This is a genomic window from Bacillus sp. LNXM65 (assembly GCF_002998575.1).
In the GTDB taxonomy this organism is placed as follows: domain Bacteria; phylum Bacillota; class Bacilli; order Bacillales; family Bacillaceae; genus Bacillus.
In genome coordinates this window covers 89988-115870 of the sequence record NZ_PVRB01000002.1, presented here as the reverse complement: position 1 = coordinate 115870, position 25883 = coordinate 89988, and the positions used below count along the sequence as shown (strand labels likewise).

Below are 25883 nucleotides of genomic sequence, written 5' to 3'. Positions count from 1 at the left end.
AGCCTAATGCAAAGGCTGTGCTTTTTTCCGTCCATTATGACGCACGGCGTTTCTTTCGTGCATAAATCAATAATAAGAAACCAAACCAAACCGGTGTTAATAAGAGCGCCGGACGTGTTGCATCCGCAAACAGCATGATCACAAGAATGGCAGCAAAGAGCACAAGAACACAAATGTTCACAAAAGGTGTGAACGGTGCTTTAAAAGTAGATGCCGCATGCAGTTCAGGCCGTGTTTTTTTATATTTCAAATGGCAAATTAAAATAATACTCCATACCCAAATGAAACAAATGGCGCTGATGGTTGTGACAATACCAAAGGCTTGTTCGGGAATCAGCTTGCTTAAAAGAGCACCGACCGATACCACAATCGTTGAAACGAATAGTGCATTACTTGGAACAGCGTGCTTGTTCAGACGTCCAAAGGAAGCTGGTCCCTGTTTTTGATGACTGAGATTATATAAAATACGGCTTGTTGAGAACATACCGCTATTACAAGCTGAAGCCGCAGACGTTAAGACAACAAAATTAATAAGTCCCGCTGCTACTGGTATCCCAATCAGCCCAAATGTTTTTACAAAAGGACTTTCTGATGCACTGAGCTCAGTCCATGGGTTGATACATAGTAAAACAAAGATGGCACCCACATAGAAAAATAGAATTCTTAAAGGAATTTTATTAATCGCAGACGGGATGTTTTTTTGCGGATTGGCTGTTTCTGCTGCGGACACACCGACCAGTTCCACTCCCACATACGCAAAGATTACCATCTGGAATGACAGTAAGAAGCCTGTGACACCATGCGGGAATAATCCGCCGTGTGACCAAAGATTCGTTACCGTCACCGGACCTGCATCTGTTTGAAAACCCATGATTAAAAGGACAATTCCAACGCCGATCAGTAATAGAATCGTAATGACCTTAATCAACGCAAACCAAAATTCCATTTCTCCGAAAAGCTTCACCGTTAATAAATTAAACCCTAGTAAAATCAACAAACAAATGATGGCAGGAATCCATTGCGGGATGTCAAACCAGTACTGCACATACACTCCGACAGCAATGACATCCGCCATCGCTGTCATAATCCAGCAAAACCAATATGTCCACCCTGTCACAAAGGAAGCCCAAGGACCGAGATAGTCCTCTGCAATATCGGTTAATGACTGATAGCCCGCCTTCGATAAGAGTAATTCACCAAGTGCCCTCATGACAAAAAAGATCGCCATTCCGACAATTAAATAAGCAAAAATGATCGATGGACCTGCCAATTGAATGGCCTTTCCAGAGCCTAAAAACAGCCCAGTTCCAATGGTTCCGCCAATTGCAATCAACTGAACATGGCGGTTTGATAAATCTCGTTTTAATTCTTGTTGTGCCAATGCTAACGCCCTCCTACGACACGATCTTATACTGAAATAATGAACCCTCAAAAAGTCCATAAAAAAAGAGATTGGATGCGCTCCAATCTCACGGTCATAAAAGAATAGCAAAATAGAGAAAAGCAATACACGGCGTCATCCATGCATTACAAATACAATATTTCGTACTCTTCTGTCCTTTTGCCTGAGATTGTGAACCCTTCGGCGCCGCACATACATGCGGTCTCTCCAGAAGCTGCTCCTGCCATAGTGTGACCCACAGCAATCATAGCCTTCGTTATTTACTTAAAATGTTGCTATTTCTGAATAATTTCATATTTTACGCCTCTAGAAGAAAGCTGTCAATGGAAATCTTTTATGATTTCTGTCACTCTAGCTGACTTCACTTCATCAATACCCCTCATTAAGGTATAATAAATCAAAAGATGTTCGGCTCGTTTGATGTAGAAATCCATCCTGACCATGAACCAAGTTAGGCAATCCATTGAAGTTGGTGAAGATAAATGAAAAAAATGAACAAACAGCGTGTCACATTACAGGAAGTCGCCCGTCATGCCGGTGTATCGACTTCAACGGCCTCACTCGTTGTTCGAAACAACCCAAGAATCTCTGAAGCCACTCGAAAAAAAGTCCTGCAATCTATGGAGGAATTAGGATACGTGTATGACCGCGTCGCTGCTAACATGCGGTCAAAAAGTTCAAATATTGTAGGTGTGATTGTCACGGATATTTCAAACACGTTTATTTCTGAGTTTTTAATCGGCGTGCAAACCACACTTGAATCACTGGGCTATACCGTTTTACTTGGGACAACCTTTGACAGTGTCGATAAGCAGGAACGGCTCATTTCTACCATGGTAGAGCACCGAGTTGGCGGGATCATTTTAAACCCAGCTTCGAAAAGCTCTGCTCGGACGGTCAAACAATTAAATCAAATTCGCACCCCAAAAGTACTGGCAAATCGTGAATTAGCGGATGTGCATTGTGACTATGTCGGTGCTGATTATGAACAAGGCGCTTGGATGGCGGTCCATCATCTTCTTCAAAAGGGACATCGGCGCATTGCCTTTTTAGGCGGCATCAAGACCTCCTCGACTTGGATCGACCGAATGAAAGGGTTCAAAAGAGCCCACGACGAGGCAAACCTAACAATTGATGAATCTCTTATTATTGATATGGAACCGACTCGTGAAGGCGGGAAAGAAGCACTCGCCCAAGTCATCGATCAGCCCGATCCTCCTACTGCTATTTTTTGTTTTAGTGACTTAGTTGCGTTTGGGGTCATTCAAGGACTGTCATCACGTGACATCAAGCCTGGTGAAGATATCGATGTAGTTGGATTCGATAACATCCCTGAAGCGGAAATGTATCACCCGCCGCTCACCACTGTCTCTTCATTCCCACGGTCCATCGGGGTAAAAGCAGCGAACCTTTTATATCATAAAATGAACGAGCAGGATGAAGAGCTGCAGCGATTGATCTTAAAGCCTCAACTTCATATCAGAGAAACCTCTACCTCATCGTGAAAAGGAGAATTGTGTACAGGAATTCTCTTTTTTTATTGAGCAAGTCAATCATTTCTTTGTTTCATTTTTCTTTTTTTAAATCACAAAGTCATAAACTTGACACATTTTAAACACAGGAGTATATTTATCTCGTTGCTTCTTTTAGTATATCGTTATACCTTTTTCTGTGTATCGTTGTTTTTATTCAACATCAGTTAAAAGTGGACTTTTCTGATTCTGATCAAATTATGAAGATTCACTTTCTTATCAAAGCTGTTTTTATTTTTACATTTTAGTAGAACGATGTACTTAATTGAAGAACAGATGAATATTCATTATTTTACATCAATCACATAAGGGGTGTTGTGATGGGCTTTATGTACATTCATAGAAAGAACAACCGACATACAAAGAATTTAACCCTAAAAGGGTTGCAAATATAGGAGTGGGAACATGAAAAATCCTTATATTAAATCATCACTCGGCATGTATTTAAATTACTTCATGCTCGGCATGATCAATATCATTGTAGCGTCCAATATGAATAGCTTATCTGAACGCTACCATGTGGATATTACGAAAATCAGCTTGCTTGTATCGGCGATCGGAATTGGTAAACTGATTGCTCTCTTTTTCTCTGGCCGGTTAGCAGACCGCTGGGGACGTAAGCCTGTCATTATTACAGGGAACTTTCTTTACTTATTATTCTTAATCGGTATTCCAACGACAACGAATTATACATTGGCATTTATCTTTGCGATTTCAGCCGGGATTGCAAACTCATTACTTGATTCGGGAACATATCCTGCTTTGACAGAATCGTTTCCTAAAAAGGCAAGTTCAGCTTCTGTTTTAGTGAAGGCGTCCGTTTCAATTGGAGCGACTGTTCTTCCATTTATCTTGGCGTTCCTTATTGCACATGACATCTTCTGGGGCTGGGCGTTCTTTGGACTAGGACTTCTTTATTTACTTGTAGGGATTTACTTGATCTTTATGCCGTTCCCGAACCATAAGCAAGTCTCTTCACAAGATGACCTTCCAGTGCAGGAACAAATGAAGGAAGAACCTAAAATGTTGGGTGAAGGCTTAGCCGTCGTGCTCATGGGATTCACGTCTACTGCATTGTTTGTCGTATGGCAAACGTGGCTTCCACAGCTCGGATTGAAATTGATTGGGCTTGGTGCAGGACAAGCGACACAGCTTCTTTCTTATTTTAGTATTGGTGCCCTTGTGTCAGTTCTACTGCTCTCAATTGTATTAGATAAATTCATTTCGCCGATTATGGTCGCAATCATTTATCCAGTTGGAGCATTTCTTGCCATGCTTTCACTATTTCAAATTGAAACGTATAGCATTGTCATTGTCAGCACCTTTTTCTTAGGATTATTTACAGCAGGGATCTTCCAGCTGGCGATGAGTATTATGATGAAATTATTCCCTACAAACAAAGCAACGGCTTCATCATACGTCAACATTGCAGCAAGCTCAGCGTTTATTCTTGTGCCGCTCATTACAAGCGGGTTGGTCAGCACGTACGATATTAAAATGACGTTATTTTTCGATATGATCATTGCGGTTATTAGCGTATTGTTAGCGGTCTTTGTTCTTGGACGCATGAAAAAATTGTTTAGATAATTAAAGGAGATGTCAATCATGACAAACATACATGAACGTAATATTGATGGAAAAACCAAATTAGTAGGCCTTCTTGCTACACCAATCGGACACAGCCTGTCACCACGTATGCATAACCTTGGCTATACACTAACAGGGATCAACTACGCTTACCTCGCATTTGAAGTAGGGAATGAGGAACTAGAAGCAGCTGTCAACGGTATGAAAGCAATGGGTGCAGCTGGGTTTAATGTTTCTATGCCGAACAAAATGAAAGTGCTAGACTACTTAGATGAACTAGATGATTCTGCAAAATACACACGTGCAAGTAACACCGTCGTAAACAAAGATGGCAAACTGATTGGCTACAACACAGATGGTCTTGGTTACGTGAGAAACTTGATTGAACATGGCGTTGAATTAGCTGGTCAAAAGGTCACACTAGTCGGATCTGGCGGAGCTGCAACACCGATTGCCATTCAGCTTGCACAATCAGGTATTCGTGAAATTAGTATTTTTGCTCGTAATGATCAATACTTTGTTCAAGCAGAAGAAAATGTAAATTACATCAACAACGAAATGACATCATTTGGTGTCAAAGCGAACATTTTCCCACTTGAAGACAAAGACGCTTTCCGCCGTGAAGTAGCTGAAAGTGCAATCTTAGCAAATGGGACAAGCCTTGGCATGAAACCACTAGATCAGCTCAGCATCATCGATGATACACTTGATGTCCTGCGTGAAGATTTAATCGTGACAGACGTCGTATATAACCCGCAAAAAACAAAGCTCCTTGCGCAAGCACAGGAAGCTGGTGCCAAAACCATTAACGGTCTTGGCATGATGCTATGGCAAGGTGCACTTGCTTACAAACTCTTTACTGGTGAAGATATGCCAGTTGATCAAGTGAAACAAATTCTTTTTGAAAATGACCGTTTCTAAACAAAAGAAAGACGACTTCCTGAGCGGAGGTCGTCTTTTTTATTCATGGACCATGATTTGGCGGTATCGATACAGAATATACAGTGCACCGATAATAGCGACAACTGCCACCACCGCATCGAACAGAAAGATTTGTAAAATGGTCGAGTGACTTTCAATTAAACCTGTTACGACCGGAATGACAATAGCCGACACCCCGCCGGCTGTGGAGATAATCCCTGTCATCGTTCCTTTGTTCTTCCAGAAGAATTCAGCCATCACCGTTAACGTCAGCTGAAAAACACCGGCTGTTGAGAATCCCAATACAAAGGCATTGACAGTTCCGATGACTGGGGATTTCACGACCAATAGGACACAGATGGAGACAAGTGTAATGATTGGATAGATCAGCAGCACAGTGACTGGACGGACAAAACGTCGCAAAAGAAATGCGAGCAATAAGACAGACAGCAGCCCGCCCATGCTATAGTAACTAAGCAGCTTCACAGCACTCCCTGAAGCCATCCCCAATATGGTCTCACCGTAAGTAGGCAGCCAAATTTGCGGCAACGCATACAGCCCATTTGATGTAAAGCTGATCACAATGAGTGCAATCCCTTCTCTCCAAAACGTAGGCTCTATCGAGAAGCGCGGAAGTCCGTCATGCTCCGTTACCTGGACTTGCTCCACCTTGCGATGATTCGGAAATGGCAAGCTCCACAGCATCAAGACATTCACAAGATAGATCAGAGCAGGAACAAAAAATGCCATCCCATAAAACAAATTATGCTCTGCTAAAAAGAAAATCGCCAGTGGTAGGATGGTTGCCCCAATCGAGATAAAGGCCTTCACCATCACATTCGCAGATCCCGAGTTTTGAGGAAAAGCCTCCATTAACGCTGGATACGTTCCTGCATCCATCGCCGAATTCGCCACCCCTGCCAAAATCGCAAACGCAAACGCAATTTGATAATTCGGAGACAATGGGATTCCGATGAGAAACGCCGCCATCAGCACACCCGAAACCAAAATGACCGGCTTTCGCCCAAAACGATCTGACAGCACGCCCGATAGACCATACGTGAGCACCCTGCCAATGCCGAGCGCCGAAATCATATAACTAATTCCCGCACTATTGGTATCTAACTGTTTGATTAAAAATGGCATATTTGAAGCCAAAATAATATTGACCATACCTAATAAAAAATAATTGATATAAAGACTAGAAGCCGTTCTCACATACGGATTCCTCATCCTGACACACCCCTCAACACCATCGCAATGAAGTGACAAATAATGGTTACGCTTACAAGATCTCATATGTGAGGAAGAACAGCTTTGCAGCCTTCACGTTCATACATCTCATCATGTCATGCAGCTCACAGCTTACATGCCCTTCATGTATCAAGCATTTCTTCAATTTTTCACTGCTCTTATTTTATATGAATGTGAAAGGTAATGATAGTGAATTGCTTAAATTTGAGGGGAATGCTGTAGCGAATATTCCCTGGGAAATGCAGAGGGATTATTAATAATGGATATAGTTTTTAATCATTGTCGTTTTGGAGGCATCATAAATAAATTCATGATATTAGCCCCCACGTACTAAACTCGTAATAATATTCCGTTCTCTCTATGCATAAACCAAAACGAAAATCCTCTGCGACTAAAATAAAATCTCCGTATCCACTTAAAAATTTCGTTTGCTCAAGAAGCTGGTTTAAATGGCTAAAAACTTCATTCAAGTTCAATAAAACCGCTTCAATTTCATGCTCTCGAAAAAATATTAATCTACCTTGTGTAGGAGTTACTTTCACCTGGCTGACCATTTCCTTTAACATGTGTGTAGACTTCTCAATATGCTCTCGATAGTGGTTTCCGTGTATTTGAATTTTATCTTCTCTCGATTGAAGGAAAGTAAATACCTTCTGACAATATAATTGATTTTCTTCTATACTAAAAATGGATTTTCTGGCAGTGTCATATAGCTTAATTCGTTCATTAAGTGTTTTCTTCTGCTTTTTCTTTTTAAGGTTTCAATTTTTGGTTTTTGGTTATTATTCATAAATTTACCTTTCTTCTTAATGTATACAATTAAGAATTTTACCAAAACTCTGGTCAAAGCAGCACTTACCACTGTAACCAAGCTAATTTTGCTTATCTAAATAAAAAACTTGAAAGGATTCTACCAATCAAGTTTTTTTATAACTTCTAAGATTCAAAAGCTGTTCTTTCAGGAAATATGCCACCTTCTCTTACTAAGCATACTGCCAATCTTTGAGCCGCTCGATCAAAATAAAATTCATTGGGGAGATTTAAATCTGGTAAGCTTTCTAACTCTCTAAACTTCCTTGTAATTTTACTTAACTCAATTTTCCCCATTGTCTCTTCATTAGGCCCAAATTTGTAAACTACAGTTTTTTCATCTTCATATTCCTTCAATAATAAAACATACGCAGCCAATTTTATTCCTCCTTTGGTGGGTACCAAGGACGCCCAGATTCAACTGTTTTATCATGTGCAGTCCTGTAATCAGTCTTGAATATCCCTTCAAACTTTGATTCAAAAAGTTCATGATTTAATAAATCAATATCATTCTTTTTATAAGTACCTTTTTGCAACCTATCCCACGCTTGTGCAATTTGATAATCTGAGTCAAAACGCCCGACCCCATGTTCTTTTATATGTTCTTTTATAAATAAATGATCCTTTATTCTTTGTATCCTGTGTTCGGGCATTCCAGTATTTTTAGCTATAGGCTTAATATCAGCTTTTGTCTTTCTAAAAGATTCATACATTTCTTCTGCCTTATCAAGTTGTTTTAGATATGCATCTATTGAAAGTTCCCTACCACCAGTTTGAATTCTATCAGCACTCTTAAAACCTATTTTACCATGAAACCCTTTCGTCCCAAACGGCAAAAACATCCCCAGCGCCGCGTTCATGCTCGCTTCCTGCTGTTCTTTCGAGACCTTATTTCCAAACATATCTCGACCCGTAATCGCTTCGCTGAAACCGTTAGTGGCGGTGAGGCCATATAAACCTTTTTGTGATGTTTTTAAGGCGTCAAAGGACTTTTGTGACGTCTTGTAGACGTCGACTGCCCTGACTGCGGCTGATGTGGCTTGAGTCGTTTTATAAACGGCTTTGCCACCTTTGAAAATGCGGCCTGCCCAGCCGACGATTGGGATATAACCCGCGGCTGCCATGCCGCCTGCGGCGACCCGCTGTCCTGCGGTGAGTTCTTCCCCTGTGATTGGATCAACGCCTGTTGCGGCGCGTTTTGCATCGTTCACGCCAGTCAGTTCATTCACGATATTTCCGCCATAGTCGAGTGCTTTTTCATACCAAGGACGGTTGGCGAGGGCTTCTTGTTCCTTTGCGATCTCGCGGGCTTCTTCTTGTTCTTTTTTGATTTTGAGATATTCAGAAGTTTGCTTCTCAATATCGCTTTTTGCCTTGTAGATTTCGCTATTTTGATACGCTTTCTTGTCAAAATTCATAGGCGAAATCGCTTTTCCGTCATTTGTGGCATTCATCATTTCTGCGTACAATGCCAATGTAGCCTGCTGCTCCGTCTCTGACAAAGCATATTCATCTTTTAAATTTTGATCAAGCTCTATTAGGTCTTTTACTGTCTTTTTTCGTTCATCTTCTGCATTTGCAATTTTTTCATCAAAGGTTTTGCTGTCAAATACCTCTAGAGAAATGAGGTCATCAATGTCCTGAAAAATGGTTTTAAGTGCCTTTTTTTGATCCTTTACAATGCTTTTGGCGTTTTTGATGCCCATATGTACTGCGTTGTCTAAAAAATGTTCTTCTACAAAGGTATCGCCGCCAAAGTTTGTATCATCGAGTGTCCCAGAAACACCTTCATGAAAGGCTTTTTGCTTATCAATGAAGCTGATAAACATGTCTACATTTCCAGCCAGCTCTTTATAAAAGCTTTTAATGTTGTCGGCGCCTTTTCCAGTGAAATCATCACCGAGATTTGCCACACCTTGTAGTGCCTTTTTTAAATCTACCATTTGTTCACGGAGTTCCTGATAGTGTTTTGCCCTTGTGTCCGTGGCACTTGTTAGTGCTTTTGTATCAAGTATCTTGCCCAGAAGAAGTCACTCCCACCATTATTGATCATAAAGTCTATTTTACCGTGTCCACCAAAACGGAAAAATAGGCTAATTGACATAAAAAATGGAATAGACTCACTATTTAACGGGCTAAAAAATAAGCTAGACAATGTCTAGCCATACATTCGTTTTATTTATAATCATTGACAGGTCCTTTATCCATCAATACCTCAATTTCATTAGAAGACTTCATTTTTAATTTCGGCCTACGCTCAGAGTTTGGTTTGCTGTAAAGCTCAAGTGGGCGGATAACTACACCATCATTTGTATTTTGAAGCATACCTGGCACACAAGAATAAATACGATCGTTGTCATTGGCATGTTTGGAATGAATCGTCACAGATGTTCCTTGATGATTATCGATACTCATAGATACTCTATATCTATAAAAAGAACCTGTCCCGTTTGATTGAGCAGAATAAACAACTGGAACGACAGCAAGGATATCGTCATTTAACCGTAGTTTAATAACTTCTGTTTTCATTGATTCATGGTCTCTGCCGACATCTCCCATATGCTCAACAGCTCCGCTGCCGTAACTTTTGAGAGCAGGAATTCCTTTCGCACCAAACATAGCCACATCTACCTGCTTTCCTGACTTTGTGTAGACCAATGCATAAATATCATAATCGGTGCCGGACTCCCAGGATACTGCAGCTGTGATCTCAGGCGTTTTCTCGATTATGATCGGTTTATGACCTTTGTCTAGACTAATTTTACCCTGAACCTTCTCTAAACTGATAGGTGCAGCGACTTTCTCTTTAGCAGTTATCTTCGTTTGAGCAGGGTCTTTAATTGGTTGTTTTTCAGGAGCCATTTGATGTATAGAAATATCCTGTTCATCAGGTTCAACCTCCACACCATAAAGCTTGCATAGACCTTCCAGTCCAGAATCGAAACCACGCCAAATTGAGCGTGCTTTCGTGTCACCATTTCTTATATATAGCTCTACTACGACAATGCCCTTTTCATTTGTAAAGCTTACTGGTGTTAGATAAAACACCTCGTCACCTGTTCGAATTTCTGCTTGCAAATTCTTCACTTGAGAAAAGCCCGTTCCTTGATCTTCTGTTAATGTAATAGCCATCTTTGTGATTCCAGCAGGCACTTTGCTCATATCAAAATTCAATTGATGCCTTTTCAACTGACCTGATACCTCTGCTGGTAAAAGTGACGCTGCACCCGAAGCACTCTCTGGTTGATTGTAAAAAATAATGCCATGATCTCCTTCAACCTGATCTGAATCTGTTAAAAGAAACGCCGTTAAAGAAATATCAATTGCAGATGACACTTCATAGCTGATGGATACATGCCCCTTTGGAGAACTTAGTACGGTATTGGCTCCCATTTGCAGTGTTTGATTCATTTCAACAACTCCTATACTTTATCTACCATTTATCGTTTTTATAGATCAATTATACCAAATCATGTAATAGAACCTATTAATATCTTTATCTCTTTTCAACCTCTGCAATGATATGAGACAATGCTAACTAAAAACAAACCACTCCCGAAAGGAAAATCAATGTGTATAAAAGAATCATTCCTGCAGTTATGGTGATATTCGGCCTTTGGATTCTTCTTCAAATATCCTTGAACATCAAGATCTTTCACAATCCAATGAACTATTTTGTCGCCATTACTCTCTTTTTTCTTTGTATTCAGGCATTAATAAAATTTAGACAATAAAAATTCACTCAGGCACATACACTTTTTTCAAAGGTAATAAAGATCTTGTCTCAGTTGGCATATCCGCATACCAATGTACAATAAGATTGACGAGTTCTTCTAAGTCCAATAGATGAACTTCATTATGCTTCGCAACAGCTTTTGCATGAGAGGTAAATCCACCAGTAGAAACAAATAAACTATTTGCATTCATGGGGTTTGCTCCTAATAATTGCTGCACTTCTGGCGCACTGGCTGAATTTTTCCGATGCTTGACTTGTACTTTAATAATAGGCTTTTCAAATCCAAATGCATCTTTATAAGCTAATATATCTACACCGCCGTCAGGACCTTTTGGACTCACACGAACATTGTATGACATAGCTTGCAGTAAGCCCCCGACTAAGTCTTGCATCTGCCACGGATCCAGTTTATCCACCTTATCTGCAATCATCACAGTTGCTTTGCTGACTAAATCTTCAATAATTTCATCTTCTTCTGTTTCATCTTCGAATGCTGGTATAGAAGTAGGGTTTTTAAGTAGGTGTTCAATTTCTTTCCCCCAATCATCTACACGAAAAACAGTTGATATAGAACCGAGGCTGTTCTTAGCTGATTGGCTGAGAGAATCTCGTTTCACTGCGATTGGTTCCCAATTGACTTGAATATGATTTGGATACATTTTATCCCCTGCTGCTTCATCAAAAAAATGTGGAGCAGTCACCGTACCAACTCAATATTCACGGCTTTCTTTTATGTATGTAATAATTCGATCTCCCTTTTGAATTTCTCTACTAAACCTCCATACCTGACTAACCCAGCTTCTTCTCGTAAAAGGTTTGTTCTCGGCGTATATGACATCAGCTCGAGCATTCATCTCTTGCTTTGTTTGATATTGTTTTGGATTACCTAATTTAGGCCACCCGATTGATGCTAATCCTTTCTCTTCCCAAATCGGAATTAAATCATTCTGGTCTCCTGCACGCACCATCCACCATTTCGTCATTTACGATCTCTCCCATTCCAATCTTCTTCTTTCTTACTAAATTATAAGACTTATATCTAGTGAACAAAAGGATATACAAACCAATTTTCCCGAAAGAACGTAAAAACCCGAACAAGCACATACTTCGCTCATCCGGGCTTCTCTTTTCCTTTGTTACACTTCTTCACCGTTCGTGGCAATGACGTTTTGGTACCAAGTAAAAGAATCTTTTTTGAGTCTCTTCATCGAGCCGTTGCCTTCGTTGTCGCGGTCAACGTAGATCATGCCGTAGCGTTTTTTCATTTCACCTGTTGTGAATGACACGATATCAATGATGCCCCAAGGTGTGTAGCCAATAAGGTCAACACCGTCGTATTCAATGGCTTTTTTCAGTGCTTCGATATGAGAAGCGAGATATTGAATACGTTCTGGATCGTGAATAGAACCGTCTTCTTCCACTTGATCTATGGCACCAAATCCATTTTCTACAATGAATAGCGGGATTTGATAGCGATCATAAAAACGATTCAAAGTATATCTTAGGCCTGTCGGGTCAATGGACCAGCCCCAGTCGCTTGATTTGATATAAGGATTGTCTACACCATGCGGCAGGGCTCCGTTGACAATATCTCCGTTGTTATCAGACACTGCATCACTTTTAACCGTTGTCGACATGTAGTAGCTAAAGCCAAGATAATCTACTTTCCCTTTTCTTAAGCTTTCTTCATCGCCTTCTTCAAACGGAATATGATAGCCTTCGCGTTCGAATTCTTTAAGTGCATAGCTCGGATAGTAGCCTCGAACTTGTACATCTGGGAAGAAATAGCGTTGTCTCATATATTCTTCAGCAAGCATGACATCCTCTGGATTTGAGGAATATGGATAGATTGGTACGTGAGAAACCATTGCTCCAATTTGAAAAGCAGGATTGATTTCTTTGCCTTTTGCTACTGCCCACGCACTTGCAAGTAATTCATGATGTCCTGCTTGATACATGATTTCTTTGGCATTTTCGCCTTCTTTGACTGATACCCCTGAATTTGTCCAAAGGAACAGTGGGTTGTTGACATCCATTTTGTTATTGATTTCATTAAATGTCATCCAGTATGTGACTTTGTCCTTGTATCGATTGAAGCACACTTCTGCGAATTTCGCGAAATACTCAGCGACTTTTCGGCTTCGGAACCCGCCGTATTCTCTTGCCAAATGAAGCGGCATCTCAAAGTGAGACAGTGTAATCACAGGCTCGATGCCATGCTTGAGCAGTTCATCAAATACATCATCATAGAATTGTAAACCAGCTTCATTCGGTTCAGCTTCATCTCCCTTTGGGAAAATTCGGCTCCAGCCGATGGATGTACGCAGGCATTTCAAACCCATTTCGGCAAACATCGCGATATCTTCCTTGTAACGATGGTAGAAATCGATCGCTTCATGGTTCGGATAAAATTTGTTGTCTTCTATCGTCTCAGTAATTTGTCTCGGTACTCCGTGAGCACCAGCTGTCATTACATCCACAACACTTGGGCCTTTTCCTCCTTCATTCCATCCACCTTCGAATTGATGTGCAGCTAATGCTCCGCCCCATAGAAAATCTTTTGGTAATGTCATTATTTATTCCTCCTATTTTACAATTGTAATCATGACGTCCGTTGGCTGACATGTCGATTGTTCTTCTACGATCACATCTTCGTACGCTTGTGTATTGGTGATGATGACCGGTGTGACTGTTTTTAATCCTTTGCTTTCAATGGCTTCTTGATCAAATGTCATCAACAAGTCACCCTTTTTCACCTTGTCGCCTTCTTGAATTTTGAGTGTAAATGCTGAGCCATCTAGAGAAACCGTATCAATTCCTACGTGAACAAGTAACTCCACACCAAATTCTGAACGAAGTCCAACGGCATGCTTTGTTGGTGCAAGCATGACGACACTGCCGTCAAACGGTGCATACAGCTTATTGTCTGTCGGTTCAATGGCAAAGCCTTTGCCCATCGCCCCGGAGCTAAATACGGCATCCGGTACTTCAGATAATGTGAGCACTTTTCCTTCAAGTGGTGCAGTGATTGTTTCTTCATTGTTCATCGAAGCATTCTTTTTTTCTTTATCTTGATCTTTGACAGTTGTTGTTCCGGCTGTCTGCTCCACTGCATCTTCCCCATAACCAAACATTTGAATGAGCACAACTGGTAAGATCAGCGCAATTGCGACACCAATTAAGATACCGATGATCGATGTTGGATAATCTGCACTAATTCCGTTCACAATTGTCAGCGGACCAGGCAAACCTGCATACGCAAAGTAATAAGGCGTGAAGAAGCTGGCAACGATGGCACCGGCTGCTCCAGAAATACATCCGAAAATAAACGGCTTTTTAAAACGTAAGGTAACACCGTAAATCGCAGGCTCCGTAATTCCGAAGAGTCCCGTGATTCCGGCTGAGACTCCGACTTTCCGAGTTTCGCGGTTTCTTGCTTTTAAAATAACTCCTAACACTGCGCCGACCTGAGCGATAACAGCGATGGTTTGATATGCCTGGAAGGAGTCACGTCCATATTGTTCAAAGTTGGCGAGCACCATTGGCGTAATGCCCCAGTGAACGCCGAATATGACAAGTACTTGCCAGAATCCACCGATAATGGCGCCTGCTAAAGCCGGTACATTTTCTGCTAAGATATTGTATCCGTTTGCAATCCCATTTGCACCTGCTGTTGAAAGAGGACCAATTAATAGAATGGTTAACGGAACCATGACGACCATACAGATAAATGGGACAAATAACGGTTTTACTACCTCGTGAATCCGTTTATTTAAAAATCTCTCTACATATGAAAGAATCCATACCAAGAACAGCGGAGGCAAAACAGATGACGTATAAACAGTTTCAGATAACGCAATGCCTAAAAAGGTAACGCCTTCACCTGAAGCCACACGCCCAGCAATTTCTGTCCAAGCTGGACTGACAAGCGCTGCTGTACACGCTACTGCGATATACATATTTGTTTTAAAATGCTTAGCTGCTGTGATGGCAATAAAGATTGGCAAAAACGTAAACGGTGCCCATGAAATGAAACTAAAGACTTCATATGTTCCCGTTTTCGAAAAGCTTGGAAATAACAAATTAATGAGGATAAGTGCACCTTGTAAAATACCAGCTGCAGCCAAAATATACACAAAAGGCGCAAACACAGCGGACATGGTCGCAATGACACGGTTCAGTACCGTTCCCTTGTTTTCATTAGGCTGGTCATCATCCGACGATTTGAGCTGAACAAGGTTGGAAAAATGCTCGTATACTTCACCAACATGCTGGCCGATGACGACCTGAAATTGACCGCCGTTTTCCACCACGGTAATAACACCAGGCATGGCGTTGACTGCTTCCTTGGCCTTTGGATTCGAACGTTTCAGTACCAAACGCAGACGCGTGGCGCATCTTGCGGCACTCACCACATTTTCTTCTCCGCCAACTGCCTCTAAGATGTCTTCTGCAAGCTTTTGATAATCCCTCACTTTTGACATATAACCCCCCCCTTTATCACTACTAGTATATGTATATTATAATTATACCGGTACAATATATCAATACATATATAATTTTGATTAGCATATCAAAGGAAAATCGGTATGTGCTATAATACAAAGACAATAAATCGTGAAAACAAAGAGGAATGGCTATGTTAAAGTATCAACAAATTGCGAGCGATATTGAAAAATATATTGTCACCCATGAGCTGCAGCAAGGGGACAAGCTTCCTGTACTCGAAACCCTCATGAGCCAATTTGCTGTGAGCAAAAGCACCATTATCAAATCATTAGACTTACTCGAAAGAAAAGGAATTATCTATCAAGTGAGGGGCAGCGGCATCTTTGTTCGAAGACACAGGCGCAAGGGCTATATCAGCCTTTTATCCAACCAAGGGTTTAAAAAAGATTTAGAGGAATTTCAACTGACTTCAGAGGTTTTAATGCTAGACACCATCAAACCGCCCGAAGAAGCAGCGCTTAATTTGAATATTGAAGAAGATGAGGATGTTTTTTACCTCAAACGCATCCGTTACATCAATGGACAAACCTTATGTCTAGAAGAATCCTATTACCGAAAAACCATCATTCCCTATCTCAACACAGAAATTGCTGCCGATTCTGTTTTTAAATTTATCAGTGAAGGCCTTGGACTCAAGGTCGGCTTTTCCGATATGTACTTACAAGTAGGAAAACTGAATGAAACCGAAGCAAAGCACCTCGGCCTTAAACAAGATGATCCCGCTCTCCGCGTCGAGACCGTCTTTCATCTCACAAACGGCCAGCCCTTCGACTTCTCGAAAATCACTTATAACTACATGCAGTCCCAATTTTTTATTCAAGCGAATAATTATTATGGGTGATGGATGGAAAAAGCTTCCTGAGACAATCAGGAAGCTTTTTTGTCGTATGAAGAAATGTCGCATGATGAATGTTTTGCCGAATATGAGGCATCACCCGCTCACCTCATCAGTTAATGAAAGACCGTTTCGATTCCGCCGCAGCAATACAATCCCTAATTCGGATACGAGCTTCACAATGTTATGACTCACGCCAGACTGTGTCAGCCCAAGTTTCTCCTCGGCTTTTGTAAAACTGCCGGATTCGACGACTGTTGGAAATATTTTGTATTGAAATGTGATCAGTGTGCTTATCTCATATGTTAATCTCACATTAAATCTTGGCAAAATCTACTGCTCGATGTATCTTTGATCTTTCGATTTAAATAGCTTTCTACCAACTGAAAACATTTTTCCTGAATCAATGACCGTTTATGCGTGTCTAGTTGTTCTTTTTCATTACCATGCAAATCTTCATCTTCCTCTAACTGAAAATCAGTTAAGTCCATTTTGTCATGAACATGAGCTTTAATAAAAACATGAGCATTGTGAAAATCGTGCATATGCTCTACTAAAGAAGAGATCGTGGTGATAAAATCATCGAATGTTTCTTCTTCAAACGTTTTTTTGAGATCGAGATTACTATGCACATCAATTGAAATGTAATTATCTCTTTCATCCAGTTCTTCTTGGGTAGCTAGGGGATTATCGTGAGTCGTTGCTTTTCGATTTAAATCTGTAATGGAGAAATAAATGGTGATTTCTTTTTTATCGAGAAATTCATACTCCCATATTTCTGCGTCTCTTAATCTTAATATGCGGGTTAGGTTGTCCAACTTTTTAAACCCTCCATTGTTATTCATCTATTTCTAAAAAATGATGATCTTAATTCGTCGTTGCCGACGACGAAGACCTAGACGCTGCTTCATCAGCCTTCACACAATCAATCGCAACAACCAACGCAATCATTACAGGCTCCATCTCTTCTTTCAAAATATCAACCTTGTAGCTATCCCCCCAAGTAAACCATTCCTTCTTCACCTGACCGATCACTTCGCCATTCTGCAGCACTTGGAAATTCATATCCCACCAGTTGCCTTGTACTTCTACACCAGCAGCATCAATTGAATATTTTGCTTTAAAGAACGTAAACTCTTTTTTGATGGTCAACACCTCTTTACCATCAACTTCTACTAAAAACTTCGGTAAAAAGCTAAACATTTTCTTCGTAATGACCGCGATTTCATCTCGCTCTGAATTCAGAATGGTGAACGTCTTCGGCATCTTCATAAAGCTGCCCTCAACCACATACACATCGTTCTCCTGCTGATCCTTTACCGTAAACCTGCCGCTCAGACTAAATACTTTCTGCTTCATGTAAAGCTGTTTCATATGTACCTCCCTCTACTAAATGACAACTTCATTAAAGTTTATCATACAGAAAAAGGCCCAGATAACCCAGCTGTAAATTTCTTCACCAAAAACTGTATCAAACTAAGCGTTTTCCCCATTCATTTTCTTTTTAAAAGCAAAAATGGCGATAGCTACAATAACACCTGTATATCCAATTACCCACCAAAGATGCAGTAAAATTGATGCATAGTCTCCAGAAAGTGCGGCTCTGCTAGCGTCTACTGCGTGAGCAAATGGAAGTGCGTACGCAATATCTTTGAACCAGCCTCCAACTAAATTCAAATCGAACCATGTACCACTTAACCATGCGCTCATATTCGTTAGTAGCGCTCCACAAATACCACCAACCTGCTTGTCGTTAAATATACTCCCCACTAAGAGCCCTATGCCGATAAATAGTAAAGATGTTGGCAAAAGGACAAGAATGGATAACAAAACATTGGAATTAAAAGGTAATCTTAAGAAAAGTGCTGCGATAAAGCTAATGATAACTTGAACAATTGCTATCGGTATGAGTGGGACAATATACCCTACAATGTAATCTGAGGCAGAAAGAGGTGTAGTAAACAATCGCATCAAAAATGATGTACTTCGATCTTTAGCTATTAACATTCCAGAGAATAGTGAGATAAAAGAAAGCCCGAAGACGGCTATGCCAGGAATTAGTTTATCAATGACAAATAAATCAGTTGGAACATTCGCTTGAATAGCATGAAGCAAAAATAAGATAACTAACGGGAAGCCTATACCAAATGCTAAGTTTAAAGGATCTCTCAAAATCTCTTTACGATTACGTGCAGCAAAGGCTAGTGACTTCATCTGGTGACCTCCTCATTGGTAGCTAACGAAATAAAGGCATCCTCAAGTGATTTGGTGTTGGTACTTTCCATCAATTCAGCTGCTGTTCCAACTGCCTTTAATTTTCCTTTCGCCATCGTCCCTATTCGATCCGAAAGGGCTGCTGCTTCCTCCATATAATGTGTCGTGAGAATGATGGTCATGCTCCCCTTTAATTTCTCAATAGTACTCCATAGCTCACGCCTTGCGATGACATCGAGACCGAGAGTAGGTTCATCAAGAAAAAGGATTTTGGGGTCTGTAATGAGTGCCATTGCAATACTAAGTCTTCTTTGCATTCCTCCAGATAAGGTTTTAGCCTTCATTTTAGATACCTCAGTCAAACTAAACGTATGAAGCATTTCCTCCACTTTTATATCCACCGTTTTCTTGTGGAACCCGTATATTTGAGCGATTAATTCAAGATTCTCTTTTACGGATAAATTAGGAGCTACTGCCGTTTCCTGTGGTGAAACATTAATCTGTTCTTTTACTGCGTAGGGATTAGAAACAATACTGTTACCAAGGATCGTTGCATCACCGGTAGTAGGGATGCTAAGACAGGTCAACATCTTGATCGTTGTCGTTTTACCTGCACCATTCACTCCAAGTAAAGTAAAAAGCTCGCCTTGTTCAATTGAAAGATTAAGAGAATCGACTGCAATCTTTTCTTCGAATTTCTTAGTTAGATTCTTTGTTTGAATAGCAATCATTCCTCATCCTCCTGATCTTCCTGTGCCTTATATATATCGTCAGCAAACTGCAGGAAGGCCTCATTTTTTACAATGGCGATTCCTTGAGCTTCATCACCCAAAATCAACAGGCTGTCTCCAGGACTGATGCTGAATATCTCCCTCGCTTTTTTAGGAATGACAATTTGCCCGCGTTCACCAACCTTTACAAGTCCAAATATGTGTTTTCCTTTTGGTTTCACCCCTGCCTCTTCTGTACCATCCACATTATTCACGAGATCATCCAAAGCAACGCCGTATATTTCAGCCAAAGCCTTACAATTGTTGATATCCGGCACAGTTTCTCCCGATTCCCATTTCGCAACAGCTTGCCTTGAAACACCAATTTTCTCAGCCACTTCTTCTTGTGTAAACCTGTGTATTTTTCGCATTTTTTTCAAATTCATATTGATCATGTTTTTCACACCCTTCAATATCATTATATAAGACTTATTCCGATCATCTACCAACTGAACATGACATCAGAAGTTATCTTCAATTTACATTTGGTTAAATGCCTAAGTTTAACCCAAAAAAGCCACCTCGAAATTAAGTGGAGGGGACTTTTTTGGTGTGTAATCGAATAAAGGAACTGAGATTCATATGTTTAATCACATATACTAATTTTTTCTTCTGCTACAACACCTTTTGCTAAAGCTAATAAGGGAAGTAAGAATGGCTTGGAAAATAGGTATTCCCTCACGCAAAGCATCACTAGATAAGTATAGTAATGTTTTCAGTGAATAAAAGGAGGAACTATGAAAAAAATAAAGATTTTTGACTGGACAATCAATTTACAACATGATTTAACCGCAATTACAGATCATAACGAAAAGAAAATGGTCATTTTAGAACCATCAATTGAACTAAACAGTGTGATCTGGATGGATGAAAACAATGAACTACAAATCAAACCTACTTGGGATTGTATCATTACAATCGATTCAACTAACAGATCACTGACAATTCAGCAAACAGAAGAAGTTTTTGGAAATGTGTACGAGTGAAAATAGGAGGAATGATGAAGGAAACCACTTTTTTTGACTGGACGGTTCACTATCCAGAACATTTAACAGCAGTCAAAGATGATACAGAAAAGAAGATGGTTTTTCTAGAACAAACTGTTGAATTCAAAGGGATTATCCGTATTGATGAGAATGATGAACTGCAAATTAAGCCAACTTGGGATTGTGTCATTATTATTAATGCTAAAAAATGTCTGTCACAGTTTGTGATGCAGAATATGTTGTAGGTTTACCATAGAAAATAAAAAAGTCTCGTTTGAGGGAAATCACTCAAATGAGACTTTTTTGTTTAGTTACAGCAATCATTTAATAACCATTTACAAAGTAAGCAATGGTTTCTAATTCATCTTCTTTCAGTTCTCTGTTCACGTAATTTTGATATTCTATCGTGATTTTCTGCTGATCTCCACCATAAAGATCAGTGTATTTCGCAATCATCCTAAGCTTATCTGTTTCCTGACGAAACTCCTCTTTTGTCCACGGTCTTTGGTGTGAAGGAATATACGTTTCGGCATCAAAAGCTTCTAACTCATCTAAAAGACGCAATATTTCTTTCAACGTATAATGTACTTTTTCGGCATACATCTTCGGATAAATACAATCACCCAGAAAAAGGATTTTCTCTTCTTTCACATACACAATGACTGAATCTGCGGCATGATCGCCTCCAACGTGTTGCACAACACAAGTGACCCCGCCAAGATCAATTTCCACCCGATGATCAAACGTCACATCCGGTAAAACCACCTGAATATCTCGATGATCCTGATATTCTTCCTTAATGGCCTTCGCGCAGAACTCAATCTCCGTGCCTTCCCTCACCCGCTCATCAATCGCCTCATCTGACCACGAAAACGGAAGAAGCTTCTTCATTTCCTTTCTTGTCTTTGCAGAAGCAATCGAAATCGTATCAGGCAGCGCTGGCAGACCAAAAATATGATCCCAATGCCAATGCGTGAGGACAACGAGATCGGACGAGGCGTTCTCGTGCTTTAAAGTTTTTTGGATAAAATAGTTCGCATGATCTTCTGAATTGCCAGCATCGATCATTAATGTTTTGTTACTGCCTACGACCATGCCTAGGATGGGGCGGTCGGTTCGTGATACTGGTGTGATGTAGGAGAAGGTTTGGCCTAATTTTTTGATTGTGTGCATGGTGTGCTTCCTACCTTATGATTTCTCTTTGGGATTTTTATCCGAACTTAATTCAAGAGAGTTATTTTTAATTCTAATTATGCTTTTACTTTTAAAATTTATAAGTTATGTAATGGGAGTATATAAAAAGTTAAAGGCAAAAGTCTATATCAGACCTTTACCCACGAGCTTTTCATTTCAGAAAATACACAATTTTCAACAACATGTTTAGGCAAAAGTATTTCTCTAATATTTTCCTCAACTTCTTCACCTAAAGAATGCAAAATTCCCTCTGCAACAGCCCTAGCAAGCAATGGGGGAACCGCATTCCCAATTTGTTGATACTGCGAGTCTTTTGACCCACAGAATTTATATGAATCCTGGAATGATTGTAGCCTAGCTGCTTCTCTAATACTGATAGCTCTGTCTATAACTGGATGAACCCACATCGATTTTCTGGCATTAAGTACAGTATCTGAAGGCTCATTATATGCAAGTCTTCTGTAAATCGTATTTTGTGTTCTGCTATGATCTGTGTAGGTTGTTTTCAAAGATTCATCCAAATTATGAAAGTTCTGGCCTTCTTTTAGGGCCTTAAACCTTTTTAGAGCTACTTCACCAGATTCAGTTCTAACATGGTTGTATATCTTATCTATATTATTAAGATAATCATTAAGAGGACTATTAAGTAGCCGTTGATGCGAAGTCTTATCAAGTTCATCATCTTTTACATTTACACCGGGTGATATGTTTTCTAAATCACCTATTGCATCATAGATTTTGTTATACTCTTTCCTGTTATGAAATAATGGCTCAGGCGTTTTAACTGCTTCCGTTTTTAAACAAGTGCCTTTGATTCCCATTAAAACTAATCTGCTTCTTTCCTGCGCCACTCCATAATGAGCAGCATTAAAAATATACTTATCTTCATTTAATGCATAGCCTAATTTGATAAACTTTCTTTTAATATAATTAAACACATTAAAGGATTTAATGATAATCTCAATATCGTCATGATTTTCTTCTATATCGAATAACAAAACTTTATTTTCAATTACTTCTGAAATCTTGCGTATTACCTTCTGCGCCTCAAGGATGTTTTCAAGGCTATCTGTATATGAAGCGAGATCTTCAGTTGTTTTGTCTAAAAGGTTCTTCAGCTTTTCTCCCAAGTCAGTCCAATCTAATTGATATAGGCTATTCCAGTATTCACAATGCTGACTATGCCATTGCTTGTTTATTACCTTCATAAAAAATTTATAGTTTGCATCTTTTTCTATAAAGTTCAATAAATCCACAGGCGATTTCTTTTTAGCATGTTTTAAAAGTGTATTTAATTTAGAAAAGAGTTCATTACTTATCATAAAAGGTGTTAAATCTGTCCGCTGTTTGTACGCATCCATAAGAAAATTTCTTAAGTTAACAGAATAAAATGTACTTCTGCCGATCTTAATATGTTCTTCCACAGGCTCTATTTCCAGCTTAACAAGTTCAATTTCGTCCCCTTCACTCAAAAAAAACTTATGCTTTTCTGACTCCATGCTTTTCACGTTTTCCATCACAAAAGCTAAAGGGCGAATTTCTTCAATCGCTCGCAAATACTCCTTGACAAGATTATTATTCGAAGAAATTAAGGTGTTCTGCTGCCGATTCGCATTGGAAAATCCTTGACATGGCGGTCCCCCGATTACAACATCTATGTCACAGAATTCGCCAATCTTTTCTCCATTTTCGTCTACATATTGAAGTTTTGTAATATCCTCATGTAAAATGACGTCATTATGGTGGTTTATTTTGAAGGTTTTACGTGCGCTCTCATTAATTTCGACAGCGACTTTCACTTCGAACCTGCCTGTCTGTTCAAAGCCGTTGCTGAGACCGCCTGCCCCTGCAAAAAGATCCATTACTTTAAATTTTTTCATTATAAAACCTCACTTCATTAAGAAGTAGTCTTTCATATTATATTTTAATATAGGAACTTACGTTCGAATATTTGTTTTTTAATTAACTTTTCAATTATATCATAATTATATTTATATCAAATGGTTTAATGTTGGGTTCCCAAGGGAGATTTCAGAGTTTGCAAAAGAAAATTTGTTTATATGCCATAAAGAATAACAAACCCACAGCGTTCCAATCCATGTCGAATAATGCTCTCACTAAGACTCTCTAACAATGTCTGCAAAGATCAGGGAGTGAATCAAACAGACTAGTATGTAATGAAGTTAATTTTCGTTTGGGAACATGAATTCATGCAGGGCTTTTGACACTCAGTTAATCATATTCACAAACTTATAAAACACTATAAGCCCTTAAATGAAAAACACCCTAAATCTCTGTCAAAGGATTAGGGTGATAAGATTAAATTAAGTTTTTTAATTCTTGTGAGCAGGTTTCTTTGTACTGAATCCAACATGCTTCTTGCTTCGCCCATTGTGTAACGTTTCGTTCTCCCGCGGATTCCCTAAGATAGGACAATGTCTTTTCTGCGATTATCCGAATGATATTATCCCATTTTTCGGAAAGGGATTGTTCTTTCCATACTTCAACTAAATCTATTTGTTCATTATATATTTGATGAATCATTGCAGTTGTATAATAAAGGACGTTTGCTTTGTAACCTCTTACCTTCATTTCATCAACAATTTTTTTTACCCTAAGATTAATTATAGCTCGGGCAATTAGTTTTTGATAGACAGATAATGTTATCTTATCTAGGGTATTTCCGCTCCAGAAGCTCTTATTCAGCTCCATGAATTTTTTAAAAGCTTCCTCCCCGCCTTTACTAGAAACGTGAGGATAGCCTTCCCATGACATGAAATATTTAGCCATATCAACTTTTGTAAGGACTTTATTTTTCGGATATTGCTTCTTAAAGCCGGTCTGTTCTTTGCCTCTATTGCGCCTGTTTATATCAACCATATACTGCCCTCTGGCACGTTCAAAGTACCATTTGCTTTCGGATCTTCTTCCATCTATTCCAGGAATCCAGATATTTCTTGAAAATTTTTCAAGGTCAGACATGAAACGTGTATTGGCTAATAAATCTGATTTATTAATCTTGTTCTGTGTATTGGCATACTGTGAAATGCGTGAAATCATCTCATCTTCGATCTGGTGCTGATCTTTTTCAACAAATTCATTAACCTGTAGGATTGTAAGTTTTGCCTGAACATAGACATCCTTCAGGCTGATCCCATCCTTGTAAGCTTTATGAATGGAAGCTGTCGTTTGACCTCCGTTGACAATCTGCCAGCCGCTTAATCCCTTAATCTTAAATTGGTTTACCCCGTCTTTTACTTGTTCAAAGTCACCAGTACGAGCTACTGTTGATATACCATTGTTATAGGCAACAAACATTTTACGCTGAAAAGGGTCTTTTAATGTATCGCGAATGCCTTTGTTGGTTCCGCCCCTTGCTTGAAGGAACGAACGGACATTTCGCTCAACAAGCTTTTGCCCCCATTCATCATAAGCTTTAGCTAGTAACTCAGCAGATATATAACCTATATAACATTCAAAATCCTTCACACCACTTGAAGGGTCAGGGACAAACATCATTTCAAATGTTTCACCGTAGTCCTGTTCAAAATCAATGTAGTCTGTTTCAATAGCTTGCTCAGAAGTGATTAGTTGCTGAACTCGATCGATATCCCATACTTGAACATTAACCGTTTCAATTCCAGGGATGGTTATTTCTACTGGCTTATTGGAAGTATAATACATGTTCGTGATAACAAAAATATTAATCTCATTTAAACTATTCATTACTTCATCAATGATTTTAGCAAGATCATAGGCTTCCAATGAATGATCAATCGTCTGAAGAAGATTCTTTGAATTTGTAATAAATCGTTTTGCCCTATTGGCTATTTCAGTAACAGCAGTCATGTTGATGGAAAGCAAATCTTCTTCATTCTGCTCAAAGTTATAATCAACAACGTAAACATCTAATACTTGACTCTCATCATCATAAGAATAGGCATTTACGGCAATGTTTTTTCCAGAATCCTTAAAAGGAGGCAACAGAATTTCAGGTTCATCTGGTCTATCCATAAAGGAAATCATTTTTTCCAGGAAAGGAACCTGATAACTACCAGATTTTATCGCTTTTTCCTCCAACTCTTCTGTAAAATCGAGCAGGAATTCTTTTCTTTGTCTTGTTTCTATCATCT

Annotated in this window: 23 protein-coding genes, 2 pseudogenes and 1 riboswitch; of the genes and pseudogenes, 7 read left to right on the top strand and 18 right to left on the bottom strand. The window is 39.5% G+C overall.

Annotation, left to right across the window (positions count from 1 at the left end):
- Window positions 1-34: 34 nt before the first annotated feature.
- Window positions 35-1381: an amino acid permease gene (locus C6Y03_RS04160; protein ID WP_060597654.1), complete on the bottom strand. Its 1347-nt coding sequence runs from the start codon at window positions 1379-1381 to the stop codon at window positions 35-37.
- A 162-nt stretch (window positions 1382-1543) separates the two neighbouring features.
- Window positions 1544-1623: riboswitch (glycine riboswitch) on the bottom strand.
- Window positions 1624-1884: 261 nt separating this feature from the next.
- Here C6Y03_RS04160 and C6Y03_RS04155 point away from each other — a divergent pair.
- The 3 genes from C6Y03_RS04155 to C6Y03_RS04145 all read left to right on the top strand — a co-directional run bounded on the left by C6Y03_RS04155 (window position 1885) and on the right by C6Y03_RS04145 (window position 5442).
- Entirely contained in the window at window positions 1885-2907 is a 1023-nt protein-coding gene (locus C6Y03_RS04155; RefSeq protein WP_066031496.1) for a LacI family DNA-binding transcriptional regulator, read from the top strand.
- A gap of 432 nt (window positions 2908-3339) precedes the next feature.
- Entirely contained in the window at window positions 3340-4521 is a 1182-nt protein-coding gene (locus C6Y03_RS04150; protein WP_060597655.1) for an MFS transporter, read from the top strand.
- 18 nt (window positions 4522-4539) lie between these two features.
- Window positions 4540-5442 (top strand): shikimate dehydrogenase, encoded by a 903-nt coding sequence (locus tag C6Y03_RS04145; RefSeq protein WP_034660559.1) that lies wholly within the window; start codon window positions 4540-4542, stop codon window positions 5440-5442.
- A gap of 39 nt (window positions 5443-5481) precedes the next feature.
- Here the strand turns inward: C6Y03_RS04145 and C6Y03_RS04140 are convergent, their stop codons facing one another.
- The 5 genes from C6Y03_RS04140 to C6Y03_RS04120 all read right to left on the bottom strand — a co-directional run bounded on the left by C6Y03_RS04140 (window position 5482) and on the right by C6Y03_RS04120 (window position 10917).
- Window positions 5482-6675, bottom strand: coding sequence for an MFS transporter (locus tag C6Y03_RS04140; protein ID WP_106030719.1), 1194 nt, complete (start codon window positions 6673-6675; stop codon window positions 5482-5484).
- 329 nt (window positions 6676-7004) lie between these two features.
- On the bottom strand, window positions 7005-7376 hold the full coding sequence (locus tag C6Y03_RS19290) for a YxiF family protein (RefSeq protein ID WP_465251008.1): 372 nt from the start codon (window positions 7374-7376) through the stop codon (window positions 7005-7007).
- Between the two features lie 256 nt (window positions 7377-7632).
- Window positions 7633-7884, bottom strand: a complete 252-nt coding sequence (locus C6Y03_RS04130; RefSeq protein ID WP_106038349.1) for a hypothetical protein — start codon at window positions 7882-7884, stop codon at window positions 7633-7635.
- Between the two features lie 2 nt (window positions 7885-7886).
- A complete protein-coding gene (locus C6Y03_RS04125) occupies window positions 7887-9530 on the bottom strand; it encodes a ribonuclease YeeF family protein (protein WP_106038880.1) in 1644 nt (547 codons plus the stop codon).
- A gap of 151 nt (window positions 9531-9681) precedes the next feature.
- Window positions 9682-10917 (bottom strand): TerD family protein, encoded by a 1236-nt coding sequence (locus C6Y03_RS04120; protein ID WP_106038879.1) that lies wholly within the window; start codon window positions 10915-10917, stop codon window positions 9682-9684.
- A gap of 161 nt (window positions 10918-11078) precedes the next feature.
- Between C6Y03_RS04120 and C6Y03_RS19285 the strand changes: the two genes are divergently transcribed.
- Entirely contained in the window at window positions 11079-11240 is a 162-nt protein-coding gene (locus tag C6Y03_RS19285) for a hypothetical protein (RefSeq protein WP_223253273.1), read from the top strand.
- Between the two features lie 4 nt (window positions 11241-11244).
- On the opposite strand, the pseudogene C6Y03_RS04115 reads toward C6Y03_RS19285, so the two are convergent.
- The 3 genes and pseudogenes from C6Y03_RS04115 to C6Y03_RS04105 all read right to left on the bottom strand — a co-directional run bounded on the left by C6Y03_RS04115 (window position 11245) and on the right by C6Y03_RS04105 (window position 15726).
- Window positions 11245-12225: pseudogene (locus C6Y03_RS04115) on the bottom strand (restriction endonuclease).
- Between the two features lie 153 nt (window positions 12226-12378).
- Window positions 12379-13818, bottom strand: a complete 1440-nt coding sequence (gene bglA / locus C6Y03_RS04110) for a 6-phospho-beta-glucosidase BglA (RefSeq protein ID WP_106038878.1) — start codon at window positions 13816-13818, stop codon at window positions 12379-12381.
- A gap of 9 nt (window positions 13819-13827) precedes the next feature.
- Window positions 13828-15726 (bottom strand): beta-glucoside-specific PTS transporter subunit IIABC, encoded by a 1899-nt coding sequence (locus tag C6Y03_RS04105; protein ID WP_106038877.1) that lies wholly within the window; start codon window positions 15724-15726, stop codon window positions 13828-13830.
- Between the two features lie 155 nt (window positions 15727-15881).
- Here C6Y03_RS04105 and C6Y03_RS04100 point away from each other — a divergent pair, with 155 nt between their 5' ends.
- The gene (locus C6Y03_RS04100) at window positions 15882-16592 is read left to right on the top strand and encodes a GntR family transcriptional regulator (protein WP_060597662.1); all 711 of its coding nucleotides are present in this window, start codon (window positions 15882-15884) and stop codon (window positions 16590-16592) included.
- Between the two features lie 49 nt (window positions 16593-16641).
- On the opposite strand, the pseudogene C6Y03_RS04095 reads toward C6Y03_RS04100, so the two are convergent.
- The 6 genes and pseudogenes from C6Y03_RS04095 to C6Y03_RS04070 form a co-directional block, all read right to left on the bottom strand.
- A pseudogene (locus C6Y03_RS04095) lies at window positions 16642-16871 on the bottom strand (LysR family transcriptional regulator); the annotation flags it as partial.
- Between the two features lie 26 nt (window positions 16872-16897).
- Window positions 16898-17404, bottom strand: a complete 507-nt coding sequence (locus C6Y03_RS04090) for a hypothetical protein (protein ID WP_106038876.1) — start codon at window positions 17402-17404, stop codon at window positions 16898-16900.
- Between the two features lie 49 nt (window positions 17405-17453).
- Window positions 17454-17960 (bottom strand): LURP-one-related/scramblase family protein, encoded by a 507-nt coding sequence (locus C6Y03_RS04085; RefSeq protein ID WP_106038875.1) that lies wholly within the window; start codon window positions 17958-17960, stop codon window positions 17454-17456.
- Window positions 17961-18062: 102 nt separating this feature from the next.
- Window positions 18063-18800 carry an ABC transporter permease gene (locus C6Y03_RS04080; RefSeq protein ID WP_060597664.1) on the bottom strand — a complete coding sequence of 246 codons (738 nt, stop codon included), beginning with the start codon at window positions 18798-18800 and terminating at the stop codon, window positions 18063-18065.
- Window positions 18797-19531, bottom strand: coding sequence for an ABC transporter ATP-binding protein (locus tag C6Y03_RS04075; protein ID WP_034660575.1), 735 nt, complete (start codon window positions 19529-19531; stop codon window positions 18797-18799). Before C6Y03_RS04075 ends, C6Y03_RS04080 begins: the two co-directional genes overlap by 4 nt.
- On the bottom strand, window positions 19528-19965 hold the full coding sequence (locus C6Y03_RS04070) for a helix-turn-helix transcriptional regulator (RefSeq protein WP_223260724.1): 438 nt from the start codon (window positions 19963-19965) through the stop codon (window positions 19528-19530). Before C6Y03_RS04070 ends, C6Y03_RS04075 begins: the two co-directional genes overlap by 4 nt.
- 342 nt (window positions 19966-20307) lie before the next feature.
- On the opposite strand from C6Y03_RS04070, the gene C6Y03_RS04065 reads away from it, so the two are divergent.
- Both C6Y03_RS04065 and C6Y03_RS04060 read left to right on the top strand, forming a co-directional pair.
- Complete coding sequence (locus C6Y03_RS04065; protein WP_106038873.1) at window positions 20308-20556, top strand: hypothetical protein; 249 nt, start codon at window positions 20308-20310, stop codon at window positions 20554-20556.
- A 14-nt stretch (window positions 20557-20570) separates the two neighbouring features.
- Entirely contained in the window at window positions 20571-20801 is a 231-nt protein-coding gene (locus C6Y03_RS04060) for a hypothetical protein (protein WP_223249962.1), read from the top strand.
- 79 nt (window positions 20802-20880) lie between these two features.
- Here C6Y03_RS04060 and C6Y03_RS04055 read toward each other — a convergent pair whose 3' ends face one another.
- From C6Y03_RS04055 to C6Y03_RS04045, 3 genes are all read right to left on the bottom strand, one after another.
- Window positions 20881-21729 (bottom strand): MBL fold metallo-hydrolase, encoded by an 849-nt coding sequence (locus tag C6Y03_RS04055; RefSeq protein ID WP_106038872.1) that lies wholly within the window; start codon window positions 21727-21729, stop codon window positions 20881-20883.
- Between the two features lie 149 nt (window positions 21730-21878).
- Complete coding sequence (locus C6Y03_RS04050) at window positions 21879-23630, bottom strand: DNA cytosine methyltransferase (RefSeq protein ID WP_106038871.1); 1752 nt, start codon at window positions 23628-23630, stop codon at window positions 21879-21881.
- Window positions 23631-24069: 439 nt separating this feature from the next.
- Entirely contained in the window at window positions 24070-25881 is a 1812-nt protein-coding gene (locus C6Y03_RS04045; RefSeq protein ID WP_106038870.1) for an AIPR family protein, read from the bottom strand.
- Window positions 25882-25883: the final 2 nt, after the last annotated feature.